The following is a 24,426-nucleotide window of genomic DNA, read 5'->3' on the forward strand; positions in this document are numbered from 1 at the left end:
GGTGGATGGGAGCGTGGCCTCAGCCGCCGCAGCCACCCAGCGTCACCTTGATTTCCTTGGACGCCACGTACCATTTGCCGCCGGCCTTGACGGCGGCGTACACCATCGAGGTCTGGCCCATCTTCACCCGCGTGGAGACAAAGGGCTCGGTGCCGGCCGGGATGATGAAATCCGCTGCCAGCGTGTTGGGATTCTTTTCCACCAGGATGGCGATCTGCTCGGTACCAGGGATGTTGCTGGTCACGGCGACCGGCACCACGGCGCCGTTCTCGGCGATGTCGGGGGCGGTAAAGACAATGGCGGTGCTCTTCTCGGTGCCGCTGCCGCCAAATGCCTTGATGACGTCGGCCACGCTCTTGCCGTCGAAGGCGGTCTTGTTCCACTCCGCCGCCTGCGCCTTGCTGATCAGGCCGGTGGCGGCCATCAGTGCGAGCACGGAGGTGACCCGCAATACGTCTCGTCGTTTTGAATGCATTGTTTCCTCTTCTCCTGCGTTTTCCGTTCCGGCTTGGTTTTCTGTTGGCCTGCCGCGCCTTTTTCGCGCCGCAGCGGGCGGTGCATTGCCGCCCTCGCACAGGGGCGCCATCGGCGCCCCTTTGGTCCCGAAGCCGTAACCGGTCCGGGCAGGGCTTGCCCTGGCTGTGCTTACTTGGCCGGGGCGCCTGCCAGCACCCACTCCACGACCGTCTTCAGGTCGGCGTCGCTCAAAGCGGCATTGGCGGGCATCGGCACCGGGCCCCAGACGCCAGCACCACCACTCTTGACCTTCTTGGTCAGCGTTGCCAGCGCGTTCTTGTCGCCCTTGTACTTGGCCGCCACGTCCTTGTAGGCCGGGCCAACCAGCTTCTTGTCGACCTGGTGGCAGCCCATGCAGGCGTTCTTGTTGGCGATTTCCTGGGCCTTGGCGGCATCGACTGCCGCGTTGGCCGAGGCGGCGCAAGCCAGCATCAGCGTTGCGATGACAAACTGCTTCATGGATATGCTCCGAACTTTGAAGAGCCGTGGGGACGGCGAAAAGCCCGCTCGCTGCCAGTGTTGCCTGTCGGCACGGCCGGCGCGGCGGCGCGCTGGCCGCGCCACGGGGCGGCCAGTCCGCTATTTTGCCTCAAGAATCCACCCCACCACGGTGCGCAGGTCGGAATCGGGAATCTGCGCCTGAGGCGGCATCGGCATGCTGCCCCAGGCGCCCTGCCCGCCTGCCCGGATCTTGTGGACGAGCGCGTCCTGTGCATCCTGCCCCTTGTACTTGCGCGCGACCTCGGCAAAGCTCGGACCGACCAGCTTGCGATCGGTGGCATGGCAGGCCATGCACTGGTACTGGCTGGCCAGCTTCGCACCCGCCGTCTCGCCGGGTGTGGCCGGGGTGGCGGCCGCGGGTGTGCTGGCGCCGCCGCCGGCAGCCCAGCCGCGCGTGGGCCCTACGGTGCGCTGTTGCGCCGCCAGGTCGCCGTGGGCATCGCGGGCATAGGCCGGCATGGTCGACACGATCTTGACCGTGGGCGCGCAATCCTTCATGCACGCCGTATTGCGCGTATCCGCCTGGCCCCGCCCGGGCCACAGGCCGTGCTGCAGGGTCATGCCATTGCGGTTCGGCATTTTTTGCTGCACTTCGGCGATATTGCCGTCCGACAGCGTGAAGTCCGCCGGCACGATATCGCCCAGGTTGAGCAGGTAGGCCGTGACTGCGTAGACGTCGTCGGCGGACAGGCTCCGGGGCGCGTTCCACGGCATCGCACGGTGGATGTAGTCCCACAGGGTGCTGACCGTGCTGACCTTCATCAGCGTGGTGCGGTACGGCTGGTTGCCGGTCAGCGAGGCCACCCGGCCACGCTGGATATCCTCGGCGCTGGTGCCGCCGACGATGGGCGAGAACACCTCGTTGGACTCACCGAAGTCGCCATGGCACGAGGCGCATTTGCCGTCCCAGATTGTTTGTCCCTGCGACACCATGCCGCTGCCCTTGGGCAGGCCCTGGAAGTCGGGGCGCACATCGATATCCCAGGCCTTGACCTCTGCCGGCGTGGCAGTGCGGCCGAGCGCCGCACGCGCGCTGCCGTCCGGCGCGGCGGCCATCGCCGCTGGCCCGCACAGCGCGGCGGCGATGGCCAGGAGTGCCGCGCGCCCGGCGCTAGTCAACGTGGACATTGGAGACCTCGCCGCCATCGGCCACCTGCCAGCTCTGGATGGCGTTGTTGTGATAGATCGAGCGCGCCCCCCGCACCGCGCGCAGCTGCGCCAGGCGGGGCTGCACGTAGCCGGTCTCGTCGAGGGCGCGGCTCTGCAGGATGGCCGGGGAGCCGTCCCACACCCAGTCCAGGTTGAAGCGCGTCAGGCATTTGGACAGCACGGGCGTTTCCAGCCTTGCGGTGCGCCAGTTGCGCCCGCCGTCGACCGAGACATCGACGCGCTTCACGCGCCCGCGCCCGGACCACGCCAGGCCGCTGATGTTGTAGAAGCCGCGCCCCACCAGCTGCTGCCCGCCGGAGGGCGTGGTGATGACGGACTTGCACTCCTGGATCGAGGTGTACTGGCGCAGCATGCCGTCGGGCATCATGTCCACGTAGTGCACGGTCTCGTCCTTGGTGTTCCACGGCTGATCGCCGAGCTCCAGCCTGCGCAGCCACTTGACCCACGACACGCCCTGCACGCCGGGCACCACCAGCCGCAGCGGGTAGCCGTTTTCGGGGCGCAGCATCTCGCCGTTCATGCCCCAGGCGACGATGATCTCGTCGGCCAGCGCCATCGGGATGGTGCGGGTCATGCCTGAACCGTCGCCGCCCTCGGCCAGCAGATAGCGCCCGCGCTTGAAGTCCGCGCCGGCATCGTCGAGCAGGACCTTGAGCGGCACGCCGGTGAACTCGCAGCACGACAGCATGCCGTGGGTGTATTGCACCGTGGGCACCGCCACGTTGCCCCATTCCATGCCGGTATTGGCCCCGCACTCGATGAAGTGCATGCGCGACACCGCGGGCAGGCGCATCAGGTCGTCCATGGTGTAGACGCGTGGCGCCTTCACCAGGCCGTTGATCATCAGGCGGTGGCGGGCCGGATCGATGTCCTGCCAGCCTTGATGATGGCGCTCGAAGTGCAGGCCGTTGGGCGTGATGATGCCGAAGAAGCCTTGCAGCGGGGCAAAGGAGACCGAGGCCGCCGATACCCGCGTCAGGCCTGGCGACTCGCGGCGCACCAGGTTTTTCTCGAACGGCGACGGCTGGCCGTAGGGATGCGCGGCAACCGGCTGGCCGAGCGTGGTGGCCCAGGGTTGCGGGGTGAGGATGGCGTCGTCGCCGGCAACGCCATCCGCTGCGCGGGCCCGGCTGGCGACGCCAGCGGCCAGCGCGGCTGCGGCGCCCAGGAAGCTCTTGCGCAGGAAGTCGCGGCGAGGGCTGTCGGACGCGCCTACGCCATGCTGCGTGATGTCCTGCTGCAGCGAGGCGCTGACGAAATGCTCCGGCGCACGCACGATGCGCCCGGGGCGGCTCTGTTGCGGCACTGCGGTCTCCTCCGGCTCGCGCGTGCGGCGCCAGAGGCACCGTCGGCGAACCTGTTGTGGGTCAGCGCCCGCGCAAGCGGACGGCTGCCGTCGAACCTTGGTGCGAGCGTTGCTGCCTGGCACCCGGCGCGTTGCTCAGCGGCTGCGCCGGCGCGGTGCCGGGGTGGCCTGCGGCATGAAGCGATCGACCATGCTGGCTGGCAAAGCGTTGTCTTCCAGCCGGCTGGCGACCTGCACGCAGACCGTGCGGCACAGCTCGATCACGCTCTCGTCCTCGATGGCGTAGAACACGAGGTTGGCCTCCTTGCGGCGCGACAGCACGCCCGCGCGGTACATCGCGGTGAGATGGCGCGACACATTGGTCTGCGACGATCCCACCGTCTCCACCACGGTGCCCACCGGCTTCTCGCCATCGCACAGGGCGTGCAGGATCTTCAGCCTGGTGGGCTCTGCCAGCAGGCTGAAATACCCCGACACTTTCTCGAACACGCGATCCATCTCATCCATGCCGTTCAATATATTCGTATATGCGTAATTGCGCATATAGTGTTTACCCCTTCGCATAGCCGAAGCCGCCGAACGGGCCATAGCCGCGCGCCATGACGAAGGCTGTCTCTCCCTCTCCCCTCAGGGGGAGAGGGTGGCTTAGCCAGGAACCACTTGAAGCGAAGCCCGTGGTGTTCTCCAGCACGACAACGCAGATCGTGACTGCCGCGGACTGCCCTCAGCCCAGCATGTCGGCCCAGATGGCATCCGCCCACGCCTGCGCATAGGTGCCTTCCAGCGCGTTCGGCGCCGCCGACAGCCCGCCTGACCCGGGCACCGTGACCATGGTCTTCTGCGCGGCATCGTAGCGATGCACGCTGGCGATATGGATGGCTTCGCGCTCTGAGGTGAAGCTATAGCAGGTGTTGTTGTACAGCGGCTCGGGGTTGGGCGCGTGGCCGGCTAGCAGCGACACGATAGCAGCGGCCGCCACCTTGCCATGCTGGTTGGCCATATGGCCCGATTTGGGCATCAGCGGCGCAATCTGGATGGCATCGCCGAGCACGTGGATATTGGGCGCGGCCTTGGATTCGAAGGTGAGGAAATCGACCTCGCACCAGCGGCCGTTGGCGGTGGCCAGCCCGCTTGCAACGGCGATGGCCCCGGCCCGCTGCGGCGGCAGCAGGTTGAGCACTTCGGCGCGCTCGTCGTCCTGCACCTCGAACTTGAGCGTGCGGGTGACAGGGTCCACATCGACGGCGTTGTACTGCGGCCGGTACTCGACCATGCCCTGGTAGCGCGTGGCCCAGACCTGCTTGAACAGCGCTGCCTTGGAGGTGACGTCGGGATTGGCGTCAAGGATCAGCACCTTGCTGCGCGGCTTGGCCCGGGTGAAATAGTCCGCGACCAGGCAGGCGCGCTCATAGGGGCCAGGCGGGCAGCGATACGGCGCCAGCGGAATGCTGATGGCGAAGGTGCCGCCGTCGCGCATGGCCTCCAACTGGCGGCGCAGGCCCACCGTTTGCGGGCCGGCCTTCCAGGCGTGCAGGATCTGGTCGCCGCCGGGCTGGGCAAGGCCCGGGATCTCGCCGGAGAGCACGTCCACGCCAGGTGAGAGCACCAGCTTGTCGTAGGCGAGCGTGCCGCCACCTGCCAGGCGTACCTCGCGGCGCGCGGCGTCGATGGCGCTGACGTGGTCGCGCACGACCTTGACGCCGTGGCGCTTTGCCAGCGCATCGTAGGACAAGGTGATGTCGTCGATGCGCTTGCTGCCGGCGAGCACCAGGTTGGATAGCGGGCAGGACACAAAGCTGGCGTTGGGCTCGACCAGGGTGACCTCGATGCCCTGCGTGCTCCATTCGCGCAGGTAGCGCGCGGCAGTGGCGCCGCCATAGCCGCCGCCCACCACCACCACCTTTGCCCTGCGGGTCGCGGCCTGCGCGCCGAGCGTGCCGAACATGGCCGCGCCGGCCAGCGTGCCGAGAAACTCACGTCGTTGCATCTGGAAATCTCCTTGCCGGGTTGCAGGGTTAGCGCACGGCGGCGAACCAGCCCGCGATGGCCTCGATCTGCTGGTCGCTGTAGCCCTTGGCGATCTGCTGCATCACGGTGGCCTCGCGCTTGCCTTGCTTGAAGTCCTGCAGCTGGCGGACCAGCTCGGACTGGCTGCGCCCGGCGAGTGCCGGCACCACGCTGCCCGCAGGCGCGCGGCCGGCCGGGCCGTGGCAGCCGGCGCAGGCGGCGGCCCAGTTGCGCGCCTGCAGCGCGGTGGCGTCGGTCGCCTGCGCGCGCGCGCAGGCAGGCAGGGCCAGCAGCGTCAGCGCTATTAACGCTATTAGCGTAGGCAGGGCAGCTGGTGTGAGGGTCTGGTTCATGGTGTTCGCTCCGGGGTCGCGCCGCGAGGGCGTGCCAACCCTAGCACAGCGCAGCGCGCGCATGTGATGCGAAATCCGCAGATCGAACTGCGCCGGCTGCTCTCAGGCGCGGGCGGCGGCCGGCAGCAGCCAGCAGAGTCGGCGGGCGCTGCGCGAAAGGCGGGAGCCTGGCGGGCCGCCTTTCGCGCGCGGCCGTTCAGGGCAGGTTACGGCCGGGCGGCAATGCCACCGGCGAGGCAACGGGCGATGCCACCGGGCTGGTCGTGGCGCCGCTGGCGGCGTCGGGTGCGGTTTGCGCGGGCGCCGACTGCGCCGGTGCTGGCGTACCAGGTGTGGCGGGCGCTGCGTCTGGCGGCGTGGTCCGCCCGGTGGAGGCAGCGTCGAGCCTGGCCGCCTCGGCTTCGGTCACATAGTCGAATGCCTTGACCACCTTGACCACGCCGCTGGCATTGCGCGCCACATCGGTGGCGCGCTCGCCCTCGGGCGGCGTGACCACGCCGAGCAGGTAGACGACGCCCTTCTCGGTGACGATCTTGATCGAGTTCGAGGGCACGCCATCGGCGGTGACCAGCATGGTCTTGACCTTGCTTGTGATAAAGGTGTCCTGGCTCTGGGTGACGAACGACGGCGACGAGACGATCTCGAGCTCGTTGACCACTTCGCGCGCATTGGGCAGGCCCTTTACGTATTGCTCGATCTGCTGCTTGACCGTGTTGTCCTTGGCCTCGCCTGTCAGCAGCACCTTGCGGTTGAAGACCGACACGCTCACGCGGGCCTGGCCGTTGTAGCGCGAGTTCAGCGTGTTCTCGGCTTCGAGCTGCAGGCCGCGGTCGATGGTCTGGGTGGCGGTGGGCCGGCGGTCGGTGGCCATGGTCACGCCGCTGGCCATGCCGGCAGCGATGACCGGAAAGCAGCCGGCGAGCTGCGTGGCCGCGACGGTCAGGGCCGCCATCATGGCGGCGGTGCGGGCCAGGCGCGGCAGGTGCCCGGTCAGCCGGGCGGCGCGGGATTCACGCGGGTTGGGCAGAGTCGTCATGCGGTCCTTGCTGAAAGCGGTGAGGCAAAAAAAGGGCTGTGGTGGCAAAAGGCGGCAGCGCCGCGCGGCGAGCTTGGGTGGGCGCAGGCCTTACCCCTCGCCCAGCAACGCTTCGTCGATGCCGTCGCACAGGCAATGCAGGGTCAACAGGTGCACTTCCTGGATGCGCGCCGCGCGCTCGCTGGGCACGCACAGGTGGACGTCGAATTCGTCGAGCAGGCCGGCGAGCTCGCCCCCGCCCTGGCCGGTCAGCGCCACCACGCTCATGTCCCGCTGCTTGGCGGCCAGCACCGCGGCGATCACGTTGGCGGCGTTGCCGGAGGCGGACATGGCGAGCAGCACGTCGCCCGGCTGGCCGAGCGCTTCCACCTGCTTGGAGAACACCACGCTGAAATCGTAGTCATTGCCGATGGCGGTGAGGATGGAGCTGTCGGTGGTCAGCGCGATGGCCGCCAGGCCCGGGCGCTCGCGCTCGAAGCGGCCGATCAGGTCGGCCGCGAAATGCTGGGCATCGGCGGCGGAACCACCGTTGCCGCAGGCCAGGATCTTGTTGCCGCTGGTGAGCGCGCCAACCAGGCGCTCGATCGCCGCGGCGATGTGCGGCGCCATCACCGTGGCGGCCTGGCGCTTGGTCTCCGCGCTGTCGAAGAAATGCTGCTGGATGCTATCGATATGCATGGCTCGATCGGCCTTCTTGTTTTCAAACGCTTTTCAAATACGGCATGCGCCGCAAGATACCGCTGCATTATGACGCAGGCGCCTGGGCTGCCTGCCGCTTCATTGCGCCGCGCCAGCATCGAACGCGTCGCGGATCCATTCGAGGCGGCCCGGCTCCAGCGCGACCACATCCAGCCGGCAGCGCGGCTCGAAGCCCTGTCCTGCCTGCGCCGCCAGGTAATGCGCCGCCGCCAGCAGGATGCGCCGCTGCTTGGCGGGCGTGACGCTGGCCGCCGCACCGCCATAAGCACGGCTGGCGCGCTGGCGCACCTCGACAAACACCAGCGTGCCGTCGGCCGCGCGCATGATCAGGTCGATCTCGCCGCCTTTGCAGCGATAATTGCGAACCACGAGCGCCAGGCCCTGCCTTTCCAGGTAGTCCAGCGCGCGCGACTCGGCCCGGGCTCCCCGCGCCTGCGTCGGCGACATCGTGGATTTGAATGATGGTTTCAACGGAAGTTCTCAAGCATGACTGACTGGATCTCCCTGGCGGCCGGCCAGTCCTACCCGTCCGGCACCCTGTATGTGGTGGCCACCCCGATCGGCAACCTGGCCGATCTCTCGCTGCGGGCGCTGCATGTGCTCGGCCTGGTCGACGCCGTGGCCTGCGAGGACACCCGCAACACCGGGCAACTGCTCACGCGCGTGGGCCTGCACCGCCCTTTGCTGGCGGTGCACGAGCACAACGAGCGCGAAGCGGCCGAGCGCATCAACGCGCGGCTGGCGGCCGGCGAGCGCATCGCCTATGTGTCCGATGCGGGCACGCCCGGCATCTCGGATCCGGGCGCGCGGCTGGTGGAAGCGGCGCGCGCCGCGGGCCACGCGGTGGTACCGCTGCCCGGCCCGAGTGCGACGGTGGCCGCGTTGTCGGTGGCGGGCGCGATGCTCGACAGCGGTGACGGCCGCTTCACCTTTGCCGGTTTCCTGCCGCCCAAGGCGCGTGCGCGCGCCGATGCCATCGCCGGGCTGGCCACACTGGACCATGCCTGGGTGGTGTATGAGGCGCCGCACCGCATCGCCGACACGCTGGCGGCGCTGGCTGCCGCGCTGCCGGCCGGCCGGCGGCTGTTGATCGGCCGTGAGCTGACCAAGCTGTTCGAGGAAATCAAGGTGCTGCCCGTGAGCGAGGCGCCGGCCTGGCTCGCCGCCGATCCGTCGCGCGCCAAGGGCGAGTTCGTGCTGGTGGTGGAAGGGGCAGCACCGGCGGCGGCGGATGCCGGCCTGCCCGACGCCCGCGCCCAGCAGGTGCTGGGCCTGCTGCTGGCCGAGTTGCCGGCCAAGCGGGCTGCCAAGCTTGCCGCCGCCATTACCGGTGCGCCAACGGATGCGCTGTACCGGCTGGCGCTGGCCCAGCGCGCCGAGGGTGGCGCGGAGGACGAAGCCACGGAGTAAGCCGGAGACAAGCGCGAGGCTGGCGCCGTCGGCCTCGCGGACCTGGCAGGGCTGCATGGTCCGCGCCCCGGCTCAACGGCTCTTGCGCTTCGTGGTGGCAGGCTTGCGCGCCTTGCGGGCCGTGCGCGCCGGCTTGGCGGGATTGTCTGCCATCTCGGAACCGGTGGAGGCATCGTCGCCGCCATCGCCCGCATCGTCATCGCCCGGCGCGATCTGTGGCCCCAGCGCCGCGACCTCGGAGCGCGACAGGCGCCGGATTTCCACCTGGGTCGAGCCGTGGTCGGTGAAGCCGAGGCGCTTGGCGGCGCCATAGGAGACATCGAGGACGCGGTTGCTGTGATACGGCCCGCGATCGTTGATGCGAACCACCGCGACCTTGCCGTTGCGCAGGTTGCGCACCAGCACCCAGCTGTCGAGCGGCAGCGAGGGATGCGCGGCGGTCATCGCGCGCATGTCGAAGCGCTCGCCATTGGCGGTCTTGCGGCCATGGAAGCCCTTGCCATACCAGGACGCCGTGCCGCGCTGCTCAAAGGAGCCCAAGTCGGGCCGCAAGCCTTCCAGCGAGCCCTGGCCGGCGCCCTCGCCCAGCGCATCGTTGCCGCCGCCCCAGCGGAACAGGCCCCAGCCGTTACCGTTGTCTTTCTGGGCATGATCGGTCGCCTCGCCCCTGGTGACGTCATCGGCCTTGCCATGCTTGCCGCCGTTTTTGTCGCCCTTGGCCGTCTTGCCCGGCTTGGCAGCCTTGGCACTTCCCGGCGTGGCGGCAGTGGGCATGCCCTCCTGCGCTTCATCCGCCGGCGGGATCGCACAGGCGGCCAGCGCCAGCGCGCACGTGGCGTGCAGGCACAGGCGGACGATCCGCCCGGGGCGGGGAAAATGGGGGGGTAACCAAGACATCGCGGGAGTCTAGCATCACGCAGTTACACCTATGGTCTTGATTATGTTACGAATTGTCTGTAACGCGCGGCAAAAACCGTACCCGATTCGGCGGCGGTCGGGCGCAATGCCAGTCCTGGCAAGGCTTTCACGGTGTGCTGCCCGCATGGCTTCATGGCTTGGCCGTGCTGCCGGGCGCAGCACGTTCCAGTGTGCCCGACGCTACAATGCGAGGACGATTCCAATCGCGGGCCGTCCCGGCGGTTGCGCCCGTTGTGGCGCATCAGGCGCCCGCGGCTTCCACGGCTTCCGCGGCTTTCGCGATATCCCGCGTTCCCCCTCCTGAATTCCGCCCCATGCAAGTCCTATTGATTCCCGTGACGCCTTTCCAGCAGAACTGCGCGCTGCTGATCGACGAGACCACCGGCCGCGCCGCGGTGACCGATCCCGGCGGCGACCTTGACCGCATCCATGCCGCGGTCAAAGAACACGGCGTGACGCTGGAGAAGATCTTTCTCACCCACGGCCATGTGGACCATTGCGCGGGCGCCGCGTCGCTCGCGCGCGAGCTTGGAATCCCGATCGAGGGGCCGCACGAGGACGAGCGTTTCTGGATCGAGCAACTGCCCGAGCAGACGCGCCGCTTCGGCTTTGGCCACGCCGAGATCTTCGAGCCGCAGCGCTGGCTCGACACGGGCGACACCGTGCAGTTCGGCAGCGAGACGCTGGAGGTCTACCACTGCCCGGGCCACACGCCCGGCCACGTGGTGTTTTTCTCGCGCGCCAACCGGCTTGCCATCGTGGGCGATGTGTTGTTCGCCGGCTCGATCGGCCGCACCGACTTTCCGCGCGGCAACCACGCCGACCTGATCCGCTCGATCCGCACCCATCTGTGGCCGCTGGGCGAGGACGTCACCTTCGTGCCCGGCCACGGGCCCGTCTCCACCTTTGGCGAGGAGCGCAAGAACAACCCGTACGTGGCGGACCACCTGATCGATGTGGCCTAGTGGCCTGGCAGGCTAGTGGGCTAGTGGGCTAAACCCGCCGCCGCTTTTCTCGAACCTCATTTCCAAGGCAGGCCATGGCCAAGCGACAGGCACCTGACACCCGTCCCGAAATCTATGTCAGCACCGACGTGGAGGCCGACGGCCCCATCCCCGGGCCGCACTCCATGCTGTCGTTCGCTTCCGCCGCGATGCTGGCGGACAAGACCGTGCTGAGCACCTTCTCGGCCAACCTGGAAACGCTGCCGGGCGCGGCCGGGCATCCGGCGCAGATGCAGTGGTGGCAAACCCAGCCGGAAGCCTGGGCCGCCTGCCGGCAGGACCTGGAGCCGCCCGAGCGGGCCATGGTGCGCTACGTGGAGTGGGTGGAAAGCCTGCCCGGCAAGCCGGTCTTCGTGGCCTTTCCGGCTGGCTTCGACTTCACCTGGATGTTCTGGTACATGATGCGTTTTGCCGGCCGCTCGCCGTTTGGCTGGGCCGCGCTCGACATCAAGACGCTGGGGTTCGCCATGACCGGGCTGCCCTACCGCAAGACCGTCAAGCCGGCACTGCCGGCCGAGTGGAAGGACCCGCTGCCGCACACCCATGTGGCGCTTGACGATGCGCTGGAGCAAGGTGCGCTGTTCTGCAACATGCTCGCCGAGCTGCGCGCGCGGGAGGCCACGCTGGCCGCCGCGCAAGCTTTGGCCGAAAGCGATGGTGCGCCACCGGCTCCCACGGCCTGAGCAGGTTTGCCTGCGGATTGCCGCGGGCCGTGCGCCGGCCTCGCATCCTGGGCCGCGCCAGCTATAGTTAAGACGTATATGGCATCCGAACCCACCCCGTCACAGGGCTGCCGCGGCGCCACGCCATATACGCTTACACGGCCTCGCGAGCCACGCCCAGGAGGTGTCGCCCATGCGTTTCCATCCCGACCTGCACTTGCGCCATATGGCCGGCCGGTTGCACTGGCCGCACGTGAGCGCATCCTCGCGAGAGTCCACACGCTCGCATTCCCTGGAGGACGACGCCGACGTCGCCAAGGCCACGGTCTACGTGAGCGCGGTGACGCTGGTGATCCTGCTGGTGGTCCTGGCGGCAATCGCTTTCGGCCAGGAGGCCATGCACTGGCTGGGTGTTCATTAGACGACCCGCCTGAAGCAGTTCAGCCTCCCTGACCGGGCCGGCCCCCACCTAGGTGGGGGCCGGTTTTATTCCGGGACCAAGGTATGCCGGCGCCGGCTCAGGCCAGCAAGGGGGAGACGTTCTCGGGCGGGCGGCCGATGGCGGCGCGGCGGTTGCGCACCACCAGCGGGCGTTGCAGCAGGATGGGGTGGTCGGCCACCGCGCCCAGCACCTCGGCATCGGTCAGGCCCGGATCGGCCAGGCCCAGCTCCTTGTAGGGCGCTTCGTTGTCGCGCACCATCTCGCGCACCGGCACGCCCAGCATGGTGTGGAGCTGCTTGAGCGTGGACAACGTGGGCGGCGTCTTCAGGTATTCCACGATCTCCACGGGCTCGCCCAGCCGGCCAGCGGCTGCCTCGACCAGCGCGAGGGTTTCACGCGACTTCGAGCAACGGGGGTTGTGATAGATGGTGATCATGGCGGCACTCCTGGTTCGACCGATGCCCCGGCATCGGGGCTGAAACCCGCACTATACAAGCGGCGTTGCCCGCCCGCATGCCCCCGAGAGGTGGCATATCGGCTCAGGCCGGGCTTTGCCTTTCCGGCGCCAGCCGCAGCAGGGCCGCCACGGTGGCACGCAGCCCGGCGCGCAGCGGCTTGTCGTGGCGCAGCACCAGCGCCAGCGTGCGCGCCAGCGGCGGGGCCAGCGGGCGCACGGCGATCCGCGCGCGCGGCTGGCCTGGCGGCAGCGCCATGCCCGGCAGCACCGAATAGCCCAGCCCGGCACCCACCAGCTCCTTGATCGCCTCGACGCTGTCGAGCTCCATCACCGGGCGCGCGCTGATGCCGGCGCGCAGGAACCATTCGTCCACCAGCCGGCGCGTATTGCCGCCGGGCGAGAACAGCACCAGCGGCCGGCCAGCCAGGTCGGCGGGCGTCACGGTAGCGGGCAACGGCTCATCGTCGGCGGGGCCAATGGCCACGAACGGGTCTTCCAGCACAGGCGTGATGTCGAACATCCGGCCAGAGGCTGGCAGCGTCACGAAGGCCAGGTCCAGGGCGTTGTCTTCCACCGCCTTGAGCGCTTCGCCGGTGTTTTCCGTGCTGACCACGATCTCCAGCGCAGGCATGGCGCGGCGCAGGTCGCGCAGCACCGCAGGCAGCAGGTAAATGCAGGCGGTGGCGCCCGTGCCCAGCCGCACCCGGCCGATCACACCACCGGCGTGGCGCGCCATGCTGTCATCGGCGGCGGCCAGCGCCCCGGCCACGCCGCGCGCGTGCGCCAGCAAGTCTTCGCCGGCAGGGGTGGGCAGCACGTGGCGCCCTACCCGTTCGAGCAGGCGCAGGCCATAACGCTGCTCCAGCTGGCGCACCTGCAGGCTGACGGCCGGCTGGCTCAAGCCGAGGCGCTCGGCCGCCGCCGAGAAGCTACCAAGATCGCAAACCAGCGAAAAGGCCTGCAGGAAGTCGGGATTGAGATGCCGCATACCAAAGAATTTCTTATGCGCCGCATAAGTCAGCGAAGCTTCCTTTATAGCATCGGCGCACGTTAAGGTAGCGGCGTGCCCCGGCCCTTGCCATCGCGGGGCAGCTTGCCGCAACACGGCTTTCCTCCACGTATCGTTTTTCCCCCGGCCTCGACTACGCTCGAACCGGCTTACCCGCCCAGACCGCTCGCCGCGCCAGCATCATGAAAGCCCCTCTCGCCACACTCAGCGCCGCCTCCGCCACGCCGATGGCCGTGGCCAATGCCACCGCCGCCGTCCAGGCCTGCGCCAGCCCGTCGATCCGCGACGCCACCGCTGCCGACATCCCCGCCATCCAGGCCATCTACGCGCACCACGTGCGTCACGGCCGCGCGTCGTTCGAGGAGGTCGAGCCGGGCGTGGACGACATCCGCCTGCGTCACGCCGAGGTGAAGCGCCAGGGCCTGCCCTACCTGGTGGCCGAGCGCGGCGGCGAGGTGCTGGGCTATGCCTACGCCAGCGCCTACCGCACGCGCAGTGCTTACCGTTTTGCCATTGAGGATTCGGTCTACATCGACGAGCGCTACCGGGGCCAGGGCCTTGGCCTGGCGCTGCTTGCCGCGCTGGTGTCGCGCTGCGAGAGCGGCCCGTGGCGGCAAATGGTGGCGGTAGTGGCCTGCACCGCCAGCGGCGAAGGCGCTGGCTCGCTGGCCTTGCACGAGCGGGTGGGCTTTCGCACCATCGGCCGGCTGCAGTCCGTCGGGTTCAAGCACGGGCAGTGGATCGATACGGTGCTGATGCAGCGGTCGCTGGGAGATGGGGACGAAACGCCGCCGGTGGAGCGTTCTGCCAGGCCGTAAGACCTGGCCGGCCCCAAGCCGGCAGACAGCCGATTTCCCTGAATTAATTCCAATTAGGAATTATAAGTGGATATAACTAGGTAGATATATTTGTCATGTGCATGATCTTGCGATCAAGGCTGACGAGAGGGCGCGGCGAGCGCCTGCCCTCTCTTCTAGTCCCGGGGCTGATATCAGCCCCGGGACCATGACGGATCAACCGATCAGATCCGACAGCGCCAGCGCCACCACCTTGGTGGCACGGTTCAGGTCGTTCAGGCGCAGGTTCTCGTCCGAGTTGTGGCCGCGCGCTTCCATCAGCGTGCGCGGGCCGGCGCCGTACAGCACGGTGGGGATGCCGTACTTGGTGTAGTGGCGGGCATCGGTGTAGAGCGGCACGCCTTGCACCGGGATCTCCACGCCGAACACTTCCTCGGCACGGCCCTTCAGGGCGCCGATCAGCTTTTCCACGCCCGGCAGTTCCGACAGCGGCTCGGCCAGGATGATGCGCTCGACCTTGACCTCGATGCCCGGACGGTCCTTGGCGGCCTTCTCGACCACGGCGCGCAGCTCACCCTCGGCGTCGAAGCCGATTTCCTCGGGGATCATGCGGCGGTCGACGCGGAAGGTCACCAGGTCCGGCACCACGTTGGTGTTGATGCCGCCCTTGATCAGGCCGACGTTCAGCGTGGCGGTATCGATGCCCAGCGTCTTCGACTTGCGCGTGGCCAGCTCGGCACGCAGGCCGTAGATGGCTTGCAGGATGTGGGTGGCAGCTTCGATCGCGTCCACGCCGGTGTGCGGCATGGCGGCGTGGCCTTGCTTGCCCTTGACCGTCACTTCCACGTGCAGGCAGCCGTTGTGGGCCGAGGTGATGCCGTAGGAGAAGCCGGCCGAGATGGCGTAGTCCGGCTTGCTCAAGCCCTGGTCGAGCAGGAACTTGGGACCGATGTCGCCGCCGGTTTCCTCGTCGTACGTGAATTGCAGTTCCAGCGTGCCGTTGAGCTTGGCGCCTTGCTTTTCGGCTTCCATCAGCGCCAGCACAGCGTAGGTGTAGGTGGCGAAGTCCGACTTGGACACCGCCACGCCACGGCCGTACATGACCGGGCCGTGCTCGCTGTCGGCGATTTCGCCGCCGTACGGGTCCTTGGTCCAGCCCAGGCCCGGAGGCACCACGTCGCCGTGGGCGTTCATGGCGATGGTGGGGCCGCCCGTGCCGAAGGTCTTGCGCACCAGCAGGTTGGTGGCGCTGATCATGCCAGCGGCCTTGACCAGCTCGTCCGGCACCTTGTGCGCTTCGACCTTGAAGCCCAGGCCTTCGAGCAGCGCCTTGGCGCGCGCACCGTGCGCGTCGCAATCGCCCGGCGGGTTATCCGACGGCACCTTGACCAGTTCGGCGAGGAAGGCTTCCTGCGCGGGACGCTGGGCGTCGATGTAGTTGGTGAGCGTGGTCTGCAGCGGGTTCACGTTGTCTCTTGCGGTCATGTTGATTCTCGAAAAAGTCTTTCAGGATGGCGGATGCGGGCGCTTTACTGCTGCGGCGCGGAATGCTTGTCGAAATGCTCGACGAAATCGTTGAACACGGCAGCCGCGCTAGCGGCATCCTCCGCGGTCATGATCTCGGTGGGGTGATGGCTGATGCCACCGTTGCCGCAGCGCACAAACAGCATCGCGACATCGGCAATGGCCGCGATGGCCATGGCGTCGTGGCCGGCGCCGGAAGGCAGGTGCCGCACCGGCAGCCCCTGGCGGGCGATGGCATCCGCCCATTGCTGTTGCAGCCAGGGCGCGCACGGCACGCTGACGGCCTCGTGGGTCTTGCGGATCTGCACGCGCACATTGCGCCGGGCGCACACGCGCTCGATCTCCGCCAGCACGTCATTCACGGCAGCCTGGCGCACGGCGTCTTCGCCGGCACGGATGTCGATGGAGAAGACCGCGCGGCCCGGCACCACATTGGCGGCGCCGTTAGGCACGTTGAACTGGCCGATCGTGCCGACCAGGCCCGGCAGGCCACTGCAACGGCGCTCGATAAACAGGCCGATCTCGGCGCCGGCCATGGCGGCGTCGCGGCGCATGTCCATCGGCACGGTGCCGGCGTGGCCGGCCAGCCCTTCAAGTTCCACGATAAAACGGGTGGCGCCGGAGATCGCGGTCACGACACCCAGTGACAGCCCTTCGTTGAGCAGCACCGGGCCTTGCTCGATATGGACTTCCACGAACGCCAGCACCTGCTCGCGCGCATGCGCGGCGGCGGGCAGGCCGGCGGGATCGAAACCTGCCGCGCGCATCACTTCGCGCATGGTCTTGCCCGAGTCGTCCACGTTGTCGAGCACATTGGTGTCGAAGGTGCCGGCGATGGCGCGGCTGCCCAGCAGCGTGGCCTTGAAGCGCACGCCCTCTTCCTCGGCAAAGCCGACCACCTCGATGGCGAACGGGAAGCGCTTGCCCTGGCGGTTCCACTGCGCCACGCAGGCAACCGGGAGGATCACGCCGAGGTTGCCGTCATAGCGGCCACCATCGCGCACGGTGTCGAAGTGCGAGCCGGTGAGCAGCGCGGGCGCATCGGGCGCGGTGCCCTCGTAGCGGCCGATCACGTTGCCGGCCGCGTCGCGGCGCACCGTCATGCCGGCAGCCTGCATCCACTCGGTGAGCTGTGCGGCGGCGCCATGGTGGGCCTCGGTGAGATAGGTGCGGGTGAGCATGCCTGGCTGCTCGGTGTGGACGGCCAGGGTATCGGCCCAGGCCATGATGCGCGCCCCGGTTTCGGTAGCGGGCGTGAGGGTTGCTGCCATGCGTGTCTCCTGCTGGAAGTGCGCGAATGCGGGTGGCGCCGGATCATGCAAGCCCCGCGCCAGCGGTGCCTCGGGTGCCGGGCCGGCGCCGCCGGACCATCCCGGTGCGCCCTGACTCTCGTGCGAGAGCTCTATTTTGTGCGATTCATGGTAGCACAGTGAATTCAAAAATTGCATACAAAAATGATATGCACTATATTGGCTTCCACGTTCCGACAATTCGCTGCGGACAATCTGATCCGGACAGCGAGTTGCGTGGATTCCGCTCCAACAAGCGGGCCAATCCGCGAAGCGCCGCAGCCCTCACCCGGCCACGCGCCCGGCACGTCAGGCCGGCTGTCCCGCCACGCGGGCAACCGGCAATTCCTGCAGCAATGACAGGATGCGCCAGCCAAAGTCTAGGACGCGTCCGCATGGAGACAACGATGCACCCAGCAGTCCAGCAACGGCCGGCTTCCGGCCGCCCGCAAGCCGCCTTTTCCCGCTTCTTCCGATCCCTGTTTGGCCAGGTCCTCGTCGCCCTGGTGCTCGGGACTGCGCTCGGGCTGTTTTTCCCTGAATTTGCCGCCAAGCTCAAGCCGCTCGGCGATGCCTTTATCAAGCTGATCAAGATGCTGATCGGCCCGATCGTGTTCTGCGTGGTGGTGGCCGGCATCTGCGGCGCCGGCGAGCTCAAGAAGGTGGGCCGGGTCGGCGTCAAGGCCGTGCTCTACTTTGAGGTGGTCACCACCATCGCGCTGGCGCTGGGCATCGCGCTGGCTTACATCTTCCACCCCGGCACCGGCATGAACGTGAACCCGGCCTCGCTCGACGCCTCGGCCATGTCTGCCTATGTGGACACCGCCGAGAAGGTCAAGAGCGCGGGCATGGTGGATTTCCTGCTCAAGCTGATTCCCAGCACCATCACGGGCGCGTTCGCCAGCGGCGACGTGCTGCAGGTGCTGCTGGTTTCGATCCTGTTCGGCTGCGCGCTGTCGCTGGTGGGTGAGCGCGGCCAGCCGCTGGTGACGATCATCGACAACTTCTCGCATACGCTGTTCAAGATGATGGGCTTCATCATCAAGCTGGCGCCGCTGGGCGTGCTGGGCGCGGTGGCGTTCACCGTGGGCAAGTACGGCATCGGCTCGCTCAAGCAGCTGGGCTACCTGGTGCTGGTGTTCTACGGCGCGGTGGCCTTGTTCGTGATGGTGGTGCTGGGCACGGTGATGCGCCTGTGCGGCTTCTCCGTCTTCAAGCTGATCCGCTACCTGCGCGCCGAGCTGCTGGTGGTGCTGGGCACCGCATCGTCCGACAGCGTGCTGCCGCAGGTGATGAAGAAGCTGGAGTTCCTCGGCATCAAGAAATCGGTGGTGGGCCTGGTGATCCCCACGGGCTACTCCTTCAACCTGGATGCCTTTTCGATCTACCTGACGCTGGCCGCGGTGTTTATCGCCCAGGCCACCAATACGCCGCTGGCGCTGGGCGACCTGCTCGGCATCCTGGCGGTGGCGCTGGTCACCTCCAAGGGCGCGCACGGCATCCCCGGCTCGGCCATCGTGATCCTGGCGGCCACGCTGTCGGCGCACCCGGCCATTCCCGCCATCGGGCTGGTGCTGGTGCTGTCGGTGGACTGGTTCATCGGCATTGCCCGCGCGGTCGGCAACCTGATCGGCAACTGCGTAGCCACGGTCGTGGTCGCCGCCTGGGAAAAGGATATCGACCGGGCACGCGCCCACGACGTGCTCAACGGCAGGATCGACGCCAGCGACCTTGAAGCGGGCTTTGGCCCGGCGCCGCACGAGGCCGCCCTGGCTACCCCCGGGGCATCCCCGCTGCCCGGCACGGCCGCGGGGCGCTAGAATCTCGGGATTCCTCCTACCGAGACGCTGCGCAAGTGCGCAACCATGCCTGAGCATATCGACCCTGCCATGACCGCCGAAGCGATCGCCGAAGACATCGTCGCGGCGATCGTCTCGCACCGCCTGCCGCCCGGCACCAAGCTGCGCGAAGAGGCCCTGGCGAGCGTCTACCGCGTCAGCCGCACCAAGGTGCGCGCCGCGCTGCTGATGCTGTCCAAGGACAAGCTCATCCAGATCGTGCCGGACAAGGGCGCCTTCGTGGCCAAGCCCAGTGCCGAGGAGGCACGCGAAGTGTTCGCGGTGCGCCGCATCCTGGAGGCAGCCCTGGCGCGTGAATTCGTGGCGCGCGCCACCGCCGCCGACTACAAGCGCATCGACCGGCACCTCGTCGCCGAGAAGAAAGCGCTGGGCGGCAGCGATGCGCATGTGCGCACCCGCCTGCTCAGCGATTTCCACATCATGCTGGCGGACGTGGTGGGCAATGGTGTGCTGACGGGCATGCTGCAGGAGTTGTCGTTGCGCAGCGCGGTGATCACCATGCTCTACCAGTCCCGCCGCGACGCCGCCTGCTCCTCGGACGAGCATCGCGACTTCATCGAGGCCGCCCGCGCCGGCGACACCGAGCGCGCGGTGACCCTGATGGTGGAGCACCTGAACCACGTCGAGGCGGCGCTGCATTTCGAGCAGGTGCCCGCCGCCCGCAGCAAGGACCTGGTGACGGCGCTGCTGGCCTGATCCCGGCATGCTGCTGCGCGCTTGACCCAGGTCAATGCGCGCCACGCGCCTTTGCACCATCATCGACCTCGTCATGAAGCTGCGGGGGCGCGCTTCATGACACCCTGGCCCGTCCATCGCGGACGGCAGCCCGCACGCCGGCTTGGGTGCGGGCTTTTTCTTTTGCGCGCCGCGCGTGCCGTCATTGCCAGATCCGCGCGTGATCGAATCACGGCTTCGGAGTAGGATGTCGGAGGCCCAAGTCAGAGGCCGCTTAAAAGATCAATGGCAAAAGATAAAAGCCAGGAGACAGACATGACCCGTTCCAGCCGTCCAGTGGCGATGTTCGAGGCATCGCCAGCACCAGCCCGCGCCATCCTGCTCCCCTATTTGCCACCCCTGGCGGCCCCGCCATCCGTGCGCCCGCGCCGCGGGCGCGGCTGATCTTCCCGCCCGACCCACCGTGCCGGGCCATCCGCTTTCATCATCCAACCCATCCTGGTGAGGGAAATCCATGTCCAACGCGTTCAAAGATGACGTCCTGGCCGGCAAGGTCGTGTTTATCGCCGGCGCCTCGTCCGGCATCAACCTGGGCATCGCCCGGCATTTTGCCAAGGCGGGCGCCAGGCTGGCGCTGGTCAGCCGCGACCCCGAGCGCATCGCCGCGGCGGCGGCTAGCATCAACGACGCCGGCGGCAGCGCCATCGGCATGGCAGCCGATGTGCGCGACTATGGCGCGGTGGAGGCGGCGCTTGCGCGCACGCGCGACGAGCTTGGCCCGATCGATATCGTGATCTCGGGCGCAGCCGGCAATTTTGTCGCACCGGCGCTAGGCATGTCCGCCAACGGCTTCAAGACCGTGGTGGATATCGACCTGATCGGCACCTTCAATGTCTTGCGCGCCTGCTTTGCCTTTCTCAATGCGCCGGGCGCCTCGCTGATCGCCATCACCGCGCCGCAGGCGGTCAACGCCATGATGTTCCAGGCCCACGTATGCGCCGCCAAGGCCGGCATCAACATGCTGGTGAAATGCCTGGCCATGGAATGGGGCCCGGCCGGCGTGCGCGTCAACGCCATCTCGCCCGGCCCCATCGCCGGCACCGAGGGCATGGCGCGGCTCGCGCCCACGCCGGAAATGGAGGCGCGCTTCAAGGCGCGCCTGGCGCTGCGCGACTACGGCGACAAGGACGATATCGCCAATACGGCGCTGTTCCTGTCCACCGACAACGCCCGCTATATCACCGGCACCATCGTCGACTGCGATGGCGGCAGCAAGCTGGGCGACGCGTCCGCCGATGCACTGCATCCGCCCAAGGCGCCGGGCAAGGCGGCCTGAGCCGCGCGGCGCTACACACACTCAAGCCTTCGTGCATTTGTGCATTTGTGCATTTGCGCATCAGAACACCTACGACAAGGAGACAGCTATGACATCACCCGTGCTCTATCACGCCGCCGAGGGCGTGGCCACCATCACCCTGAACCGCCCCGACGTGCTCAATGCGCTCAACAGCGCGCTGATGCTCGAGCTGCGCGCCGCCGTCGAGCGCGCCGCGCAGGACGAGGCCGTGCGCGCGGTGGTGCTGACCGCCAATGGCCGCGGCTTTTGCGCGGGCGCCGACCTGGCCGGGCGTGAGCCCGGGCTGCAGGATTCGGGCACGCTGCTGCGCGAGCGCTACCACCCGATCATCCTGGCGCTGCGCAATATGCCCAAGCCCGTCATCACCTCGGTCAACGGCGTAGCGGCCGGCGCCGGCATGAGCCTGGCGCTGGCCGGCGACGTGGTGCTGGCTGGCCGCTCCGCGTCGTTCCTGCAGGCGTTCTCGAAAATCGGCCTGGTGCCCGATGCGGGAAGCACCTACTTCCTGCCGCGCTACGCGGGCGAGATGCGCGCCCGCGCGCTGGCCATCCTGGCCGAGAAAATCGACGCCGAAGAAGCCCATCGCATCGGCCTGGTGTGGAAGGTGCATGAAGACGAAGCCCTGCCGGCCGAGACCGCCAAGCTGGCCGCCCACCTGGCGCAGATGCCCACCTTTGCCTACGGCCTGATCAAGGAAGCACTCAACGCCAGCCTGGAGAGCGACCTGCCGGCACAGCTCGAACGAGAAGCCACGCTGCAGTCGCGCGCCTCGAAGAGCGAGGACTTCAAGGAAGGCGTGGCGGCATTCCTGGAAAAGCGCAAGCCCGCATTCAAGGGCCGCTGACCACCGCTGGCTACGCATCGCACCACCAATTCGAAACCAGGAGACGCGCACCATGCTAGGCCTCATGCAAGACCGTCCGTTGCTGATTTCCTCACTGATCGAGTACGCCGCGCAGTACCACCCGCTGCAGGAGATCGTGTCGCGCACGATCGATGGCGGCACGGTGCGCTCCAATTACGCGCAGGTGCACCTCCGCGCAAAGCGGGTGGCCAGCGCGCTCGCCGGGCTTGGCATTCAGCAAGGCGACCGCGTTGGCACGCTGGCGTGGAACACGCACCGCCACCTGGAGCTGTACTTCGGCGTGTCGGGCGCGGGTGTGGTGCTGCATACCGTCAATCCCCGCCTGTTCCCCGAGCAGATCGACTACATCATCAATCACGCGGAAGACCGCGTGCTCTTCTTCGATCCGTGCTTCGCGCCGCTGGTGGCGCAACTCGCGCCGCGCCTGTCCAGCGTCACGCACTACGTGGCAATGACCGACCGCGCCGGCACCGACGCGCTTGGCCTCGCCGGCAAGCTGCCCAGCCTGCTGTGCTACGAAGACCTGGTCGAGGCTGGCAGCGCGGACTATGCATGGCCGCAGTTCGACGAGCGCACCGCGTCGTCGCTTTGCTACACATCGGGCACCACCGGCAACCCTAAAGGCGTGCTGTATTCGCATCGCTCCACCGTGCTGCACAGCCTCAAGGCTTGTGCGTTCGACACCTTTGGCGTGAGCGCGGACAGCGCGATCCTGCTGGTCGTGCCGCTGTTCCACGCCAACGCCTGGGGCATGCCCTACGCATGCGCCATGACGGGCGCCAAGATGGTGCTGCCCGCCCAGCACCTGGACGGCGAAAACGTCTACCGCATGCTGCGCGACGAACGCGTGACCTTTTCCACCGCGGTGCCCACGGTGTGGCTGATGCTGTTCCAGTACCTGGATGCGCATCCAGAGATCGATCCGCGCTCGCTCGGGCTGAAGCTGGCCGGCGTAGGCGGCTCCGCCGCGCCGGCGGCGATGATCGAGCGCTTCGAGCAGCAGTTCGGCGCGCGCTTCGTCCAGGGCTGGGGCATGACGGAGACCAGCCCGATCGGCGTGATCAGCACGCTCTTGCCCAAGCATCAAGCGCTGGGCACGCAGGAGCAATTGAAGATCAAGCTCAAGCAAGGCCGCGCGCTGTGGGGCGTGGACCTGCGCATCGAGGACGACCAGGGCAACGCGCTGCCGCACGATGGCCAGGCCTTTGGCCAGCTCAAGGTGCGCGGGCCGTGGATCGCCTCGGCGTACTTCAAGGCAGAGCACGACGCGCTCGACGCCGACGGCTGGTTCGACACCGGCGACGTCGCCAATATCGATGCCGACGGCTATGTGCAGCTGGTGGATCGCGCCAAGGACGTGATCAAGTCCGGCGGCGAGTGGATTTCTTCCATCGACCTGGAGAATGCCACCATGGGCCATCCCGCCGTGGCCGAAGCCGCCGTCGTGGGCGTGCCACATCCCAAGTGGCAAGAGCGCCCGCTGCTGGTGGTGGTGCGCCGCGCGGGCAAGGACGTGAGCGCCGCCGAACTGCTCGCGTTTCTCGCCGCGCGCGTCGCCAAATGGTGGGTGCCCGACGACGTCGCCTTTGTCGACTCGCTGCCCCACACCGCCACGGGCAAGCTGCTCAAGGTGAAGCTGCGCGAGCAATTCAAAGACTATGTCCTGCCCACGGCGCAGGACCCGATTCCAGCAAGGAGCCATGCAAGATGAGCACCAGCAGCGAACGCATCATCCTGACCATCGAAGATGGCGTGGCCGAGGTCAGGCTCAACCGGCCCGACAAGATGAACGCGCTCGACCCCGCCATGTTCGACGCGCTGATCGAGACCGGCCAGCGTCTCGCGCGCGAACCGGACTTGCGCGCCGTTGTGCTGTCGGGTGCAGGCCGCGCATTTTGCGCCGGGCTCGATATGCAGAGCATGGCCGGGCTGGGCGATGGCCAGGGCGACGCCATCGCCGCGGGCCGCCTCGCGGCGCGCAGCCACGGCATCGCCAATCGCCCGCAGTTCGCCTGCATGGTGTGGCGCGAACTGCCGGTGCCGGTGATCGCCGCTGTGCACGGCGTGGCGTTCGGCGGCGGCTTGCAGGTCGCGCTCGGCGCGGACCTGCGCTATGTCACCGCGGACACGCGCATGTCGGTGATGGAGATCAAGTGGGGGCTGGTGCCCGACATGGCCGGCATGCTGCTGATGCGCGGCCTGGTGCGCCCCGACCGCCTGCGCGAGCTGATCTACAGCGGCCGCATCGTCACTGGCGAAGAAGCCTGCGCGCTGGGCCTGGCCACCGCCGTGGTGGACGACCCGCGCGCCGCCGCGCTAGCCACCGCGCGCGACATCGCCAACCGCAGCCCGGACGCAATCCGCGCCGCCAAGCGCTTGATGCAGGTGAGCGAAGACGGCGACGGTGCCGCCATTCTGCTGGCCGAATCGGTCGAGCAGGACCGGCTGATCGGCGGCGCCAACCAGCGCGAAGCAGTGATCGCCAATATGGAAAAGCGGGCAGCAGCGTTCAAGCCGGCGTCGTAGTGTTGCGTGGTGCGGGCTGAGGTGCCTGGCGATCTGCGCCTTGC

At 68.0% G+C, this 24,426-nt stretch carries 27 protein-coding genes; 12 read left to right on the top strand and 15 right to left on the bottom strand.

The window, feature by feature from the left end; genetic code table 11:
- Positions 1 to 19: 19 nt before the first annotated feature.
- From soxY to AC1RQC_RS25280, 10 genes are all read right to left on the bottom strand, one after another.
- Positions 20 to 475, bottom strand: coding sequence for a thiosulfate oxidation carrier protein SoxY (soxY, locus tag AC1RQC_RS25235; RefSeq protein ID WP_043350495.1), 456 nt, complete (start codon positions 473 to 475; stop codon positions 20 to 22).
- Positions 476 to 645: 170 nt separating this feature from the next.
- Positions 646 to 975 (bottom strand): c-type cytochrome, encoded by a 330-nt coding sequence (locus tag AC1RQC_RS25240; RefSeq protein ID WP_150991213.1) that lies wholly within the window; start codon positions 973 to 975, stop codon positions 646 to 648.
- A 120-nt stretch (positions 976 to 1,095) separates the two neighbouring features.
- Positions 1,096 to 2,145, bottom strand: coding sequence for a c-type cytochrome (locus tag AC1RQC_RS25245; RefSeq protein WP_492884997.1), 1,050 nt, complete (start codon positions 2,143 to 2,145; stop codon positions 1,096 to 1,098).
- Entirely contained in the window at positions 2,129 to 3,493 is a 1,365-nt protein-coding gene (gene soxC, locus AC1RQC_RS25250; RefSeq protein WP_492884999.1) for a sulfite dehydrogenase, read from the bottom strand. The genes AC1RQC_RS25245 and soxC overlap by 17 nt, the downstream gene beginning before the upstream one ends.
- A gap of 135 nt (positions 3,494 to 3,628) precedes the next feature.
- On the bottom strand, positions 3,629 to 4,036 hold the full coding sequence (locus AC1RQC_RS25255; protein ID WP_043350505.1) for an ArsR/SmtB family transcription factor: 408 nt from the start codon (positions 4,034 to 4,036) through the stop codon (positions 3,629 to 3,631).
- Between the two features lie 181 nt (positions 4,037 to 4,217).
- Positions 4,218 to 5,480, bottom strand: a complete 1,263-nt coding sequence (locus AC1RQC_RS25260) for an FCSD flavin-binding domain-containing protein (RefSeq protein ID WP_492374149.1) — start codon at positions 5,478 to 5,480, stop codon at positions 4,218 to 4,220.
- A gap of 28 nt (positions 5,481 to 5,508) precedes the next feature.
- Positions 5,509 to 5,853 (bottom strand): c-type cytochrome, encoded by a 345-nt coding sequence (locus AC1RQC_RS25265; RefSeq protein ID WP_492374148.1) that lies wholly within the window; start codon positions 5,851 to 5,853, stop codon positions 5,509 to 5,511.
- Between the two features lie 196 nt (positions 5,854 to 6,049).
- Positions 6,050 to 6,889, bottom strand: a complete 840-nt coding sequence (locus AC1RQC_RS25270; protein ID WP_492885002.1) for a BON domain-containing protein — start codon at positions 6,887 to 6,889, stop codon at positions 6,050 to 6,052.
- Positions 6,890 to 6,979: 90 nt separating this feature from the next.
- Positions 6,980 to 7,567: a phosphoheptose isomerase gene (locus AC1RQC_RS25275; protein ID WP_043350515.1), complete on the bottom strand. Its 588-nt coding sequence runs from the start codon at positions 7,565 to 7,567 to the stop codon at positions 6,980 to 6,982.
- Between the two features lie 99 nt (positions 7,568 to 7,666).
- Positions 7,667 to 8,035 (bottom strand): YraN family protein, encoded by a 369-nt coding sequence (locus AC1RQC_RS25280; protein WP_492374177.1) that lies wholly within the window; start codon positions 8,033 to 8,035, stop codon positions 7,667 to 7,669.
- Positions 8,036 to 8,074: 39 nt separating this feature from the next.
- Between AC1RQC_RS25280 and rsmI the strand changes: the two genes are divergently transcribed.
- Entirely contained in the window at positions 8,075 to 8,998 is a 924-nt protein-coding gene (rsmI, locus tag AC1RQC_RS25285; RefSeq protein ID WP_492374146.1) for a 16S rRNA (cytidine(1402)-2'-O)-methyltransferase, read from the top strand.
- Between the two features lie 72 nt (positions 8,999 to 9,070).
- Here rsmI and AC1RQC_RS25290 read toward each other — a convergent pair whose 3' ends face one another.
- Positions 9,071 to 9,895, bottom strand: coding sequence for a septal ring lytic transglycosylase RlpA family protein (locus tag AC1RQC_RS25290; protein WP_492885004.1), 825 nt, complete (start codon positions 9,893 to 9,895; stop codon positions 9,071 to 9,073).
- 335 nt (positions 9,896 to 10,230) lie between these two features.
- Here AC1RQC_RS25290 and AC1RQC_RS25295 point away from each other — a divergent pair, with 335 nt between their 5' ends.
- The 3 genes from AC1RQC_RS25295 (at position 10,231) to AC1RQC_RS25305 (ending at position 12,003) form a co-directional block, all read left to right on the top strand.
- On the top strand, positions 10,231 to 10,881 hold the full coding sequence (locus AC1RQC_RS25295) for an MBL fold metallo-hydrolase (protein ID WP_477133553.1): 651 nt from the start codon (positions 10,231 to 10,233) through the stop codon (positions 10,879 to 10,881).
- Positions 10,882 to 10,955: 74 nt separating this feature from the next.
- Entirely contained in the window at positions 10,956 to 11,603 is a 648-nt protein-coding gene (locus AC1RQC_RS25300; protein ID WP_492885006.1) for a 3'-5' exonuclease family protein, read from the top strand.
- 172 nt (positions 11,604 to 11,775) lie between these two features.
- Entirely contained in the window at positions 11,776 to 12,003 is a 228-nt protein-coding gene (locus AC1RQC_RS25305) for a hypothetical protein (protein WP_492374142.1), read from the top strand.
- A gap of 97 nt (positions 12,004 to 12,100) precedes the next feature.
- Here the strand turns inward: AC1RQC_RS25305 and arsC are convergent, their stop codons facing one another.
- On the bottom strand, positions 12,101 to 12,460 hold the full coding sequence (gene arsC, locus AC1RQC_RS25310; RefSeq protein ID WP_492374141.1) for an arsenate reductase (glutaredoxin): 360 nt from the start codon (positions 12,458 to 12,460) through the stop codon (positions 12,101 to 12,103).
- Between the two features lie 103 nt (positions 12,461 to 12,563).
- Positions 12,564 to 13,469, bottom strand: coding sequence for a LysR family transcriptional regulator (locus AC1RQC_RS25315; RefSeq protein WP_492811487.1), 906 nt, complete (start codon positions 13,467 to 13,469; stop codon positions 12,564 to 12,566).
- A 248-nt stretch (positions 13,470 to 13,717) separates the two neighbouring features.
- Here AC1RQC_RS25315 and AC1RQC_RS25320 point away from each other — a divergent pair, with 248 nt between their 5' ends.
- The gene (locus AC1RQC_RS25320) at positions 13,718 to 14,308 is read left to right on the top strand and encodes a GNAT family N-acetyltransferase (protein WP_150992589.1); all 591 of its coding nucleotides are present in this window, start codon (positions 13,718 to 13,720) and stop codon (positions 14,306 to 14,308) included.
- Positions 14,309 to 14,503: 195 nt separating this feature from the next.
- Here AC1RQC_RS25320 and AC1RQC_RS25325 read toward each other — a convergent pair whose 3' ends face one another.
- A complete protein-coding gene (locus tag AC1RQC_RS25325) occupies positions 14,504 to 15,772 on the bottom strand; it encodes a M20/M25/M40 family metallo-hydrolase (RefSeq protein ID WP_492828699.1) in 1,269 nt (422 codons plus the stop codon).
- A 44-nt stretch (positions 15,773 to 15,816) separates the two neighbouring features.
- Positions 15,817 to 17,082, bottom strand: a complete 1,266-nt coding sequence (locus AC1RQC_RS25330; protein WP_492811483.1) for an allantoate amidohydrolase — start codon at positions 17,080 to 17,082, stop codon at positions 15,817 to 15,819.
- A gap of 425 nt (positions 17,083 to 17,507) precedes the next feature.
- Between AC1RQC_RS25330 and AC1RQC_RS25335 the strand changes: the two genes are divergently transcribed.
- From AC1RQC_RS25335 to AC1RQC_RS25365, 7 genes are all read left to right on the top strand, one after another.
- Positions 17,508 to 18,920 carry a C4-dicarboxylate transporter DctA gene (locus AC1RQC_RS25335; protein WP_492811481.1) on the top strand — a complete coding sequence of 471 codons (1,413 nt, stop codon included), beginning with the start codon at positions 17,508 to 17,510 and terminating at the stop codon, positions 18,918 to 18,920.
- A gap of 45 nt (positions 18,921 to 18,965) precedes the next feature.
- Positions 18,966 to 19,655, top strand: a complete 690-nt coding sequence (locus tag AC1RQC_RS25340; RefSeq protein WP_043350559.1) for a GntR family transcriptional regulator — start codon at positions 18,966 to 18,968, stop codon at positions 19,653 to 19,655.
- A gap of 294 nt (positions 19,656 to 19,949) precedes the next feature.
- The gene (locus tag AC1RQC_RS25345; protein WP_492828695.1) at positions 19,950 to 20,078 is read left to right on the top strand and encodes a hypothetical protein; all 129 of its coding nucleotides are present in this window, start codon (positions 19,950 to 19,952) and stop codon (positions 20,076 to 20,078) included.
- 70 nt (positions 20,079 to 20,148) lie between these two features.
- Positions 20,149 to 20,970 (top strand): SDR family oxidoreductase, encoded by an 822-nt coding sequence (locus tag AC1RQC_RS25350; RefSeq protein WP_416049915.1) that lies wholly within the window; start codon positions 20,149 to 20,151, stop codon positions 20,968 to 20,970.
- Between the two features lie 88 nt (positions 20,971 to 21,058).
- Positions 21,059 to 21,835, top strand: a complete 777-nt coding sequence (locus AC1RQC_RS25355; RefSeq protein ID WP_174425825.1) for an enoyl-CoA hydratase-related protein — start codon at positions 21,059 to 21,061, stop codon at positions 21,833 to 21,835.
- A gap of 52 nt (positions 21,836 to 21,887) precedes the next feature.
- Positions 21,888 to 23,567, top strand: coding sequence for a long-chain-fatty-acid--CoA ligase (locus AC1RQC_RS25360; protein ID WP_492885008.1), 1,680 nt, complete (start codon positions 21,888 to 21,890; stop codon positions 23,565 to 23,567).
- A complete protein-coding gene (locus tag AC1RQC_RS25365; protein WP_043350572.1) occupies positions 23,564 to 24,382 on the top strand; it encodes a crotonase/enoyl-CoA hydratase family protein in 819 nt (272 codons plus the stop codon). The genes AC1RQC_RS25360 and AC1RQC_RS25365 overlap by 4 nt, the downstream gene beginning before the upstream one ends.
- Positions 24,383 to 24,426: the final 44 nt, after the last annotated feature.

It is taken from the genome of Cupriavidus sp. GW822-FHT03E04, assembly GCF_058801495.1.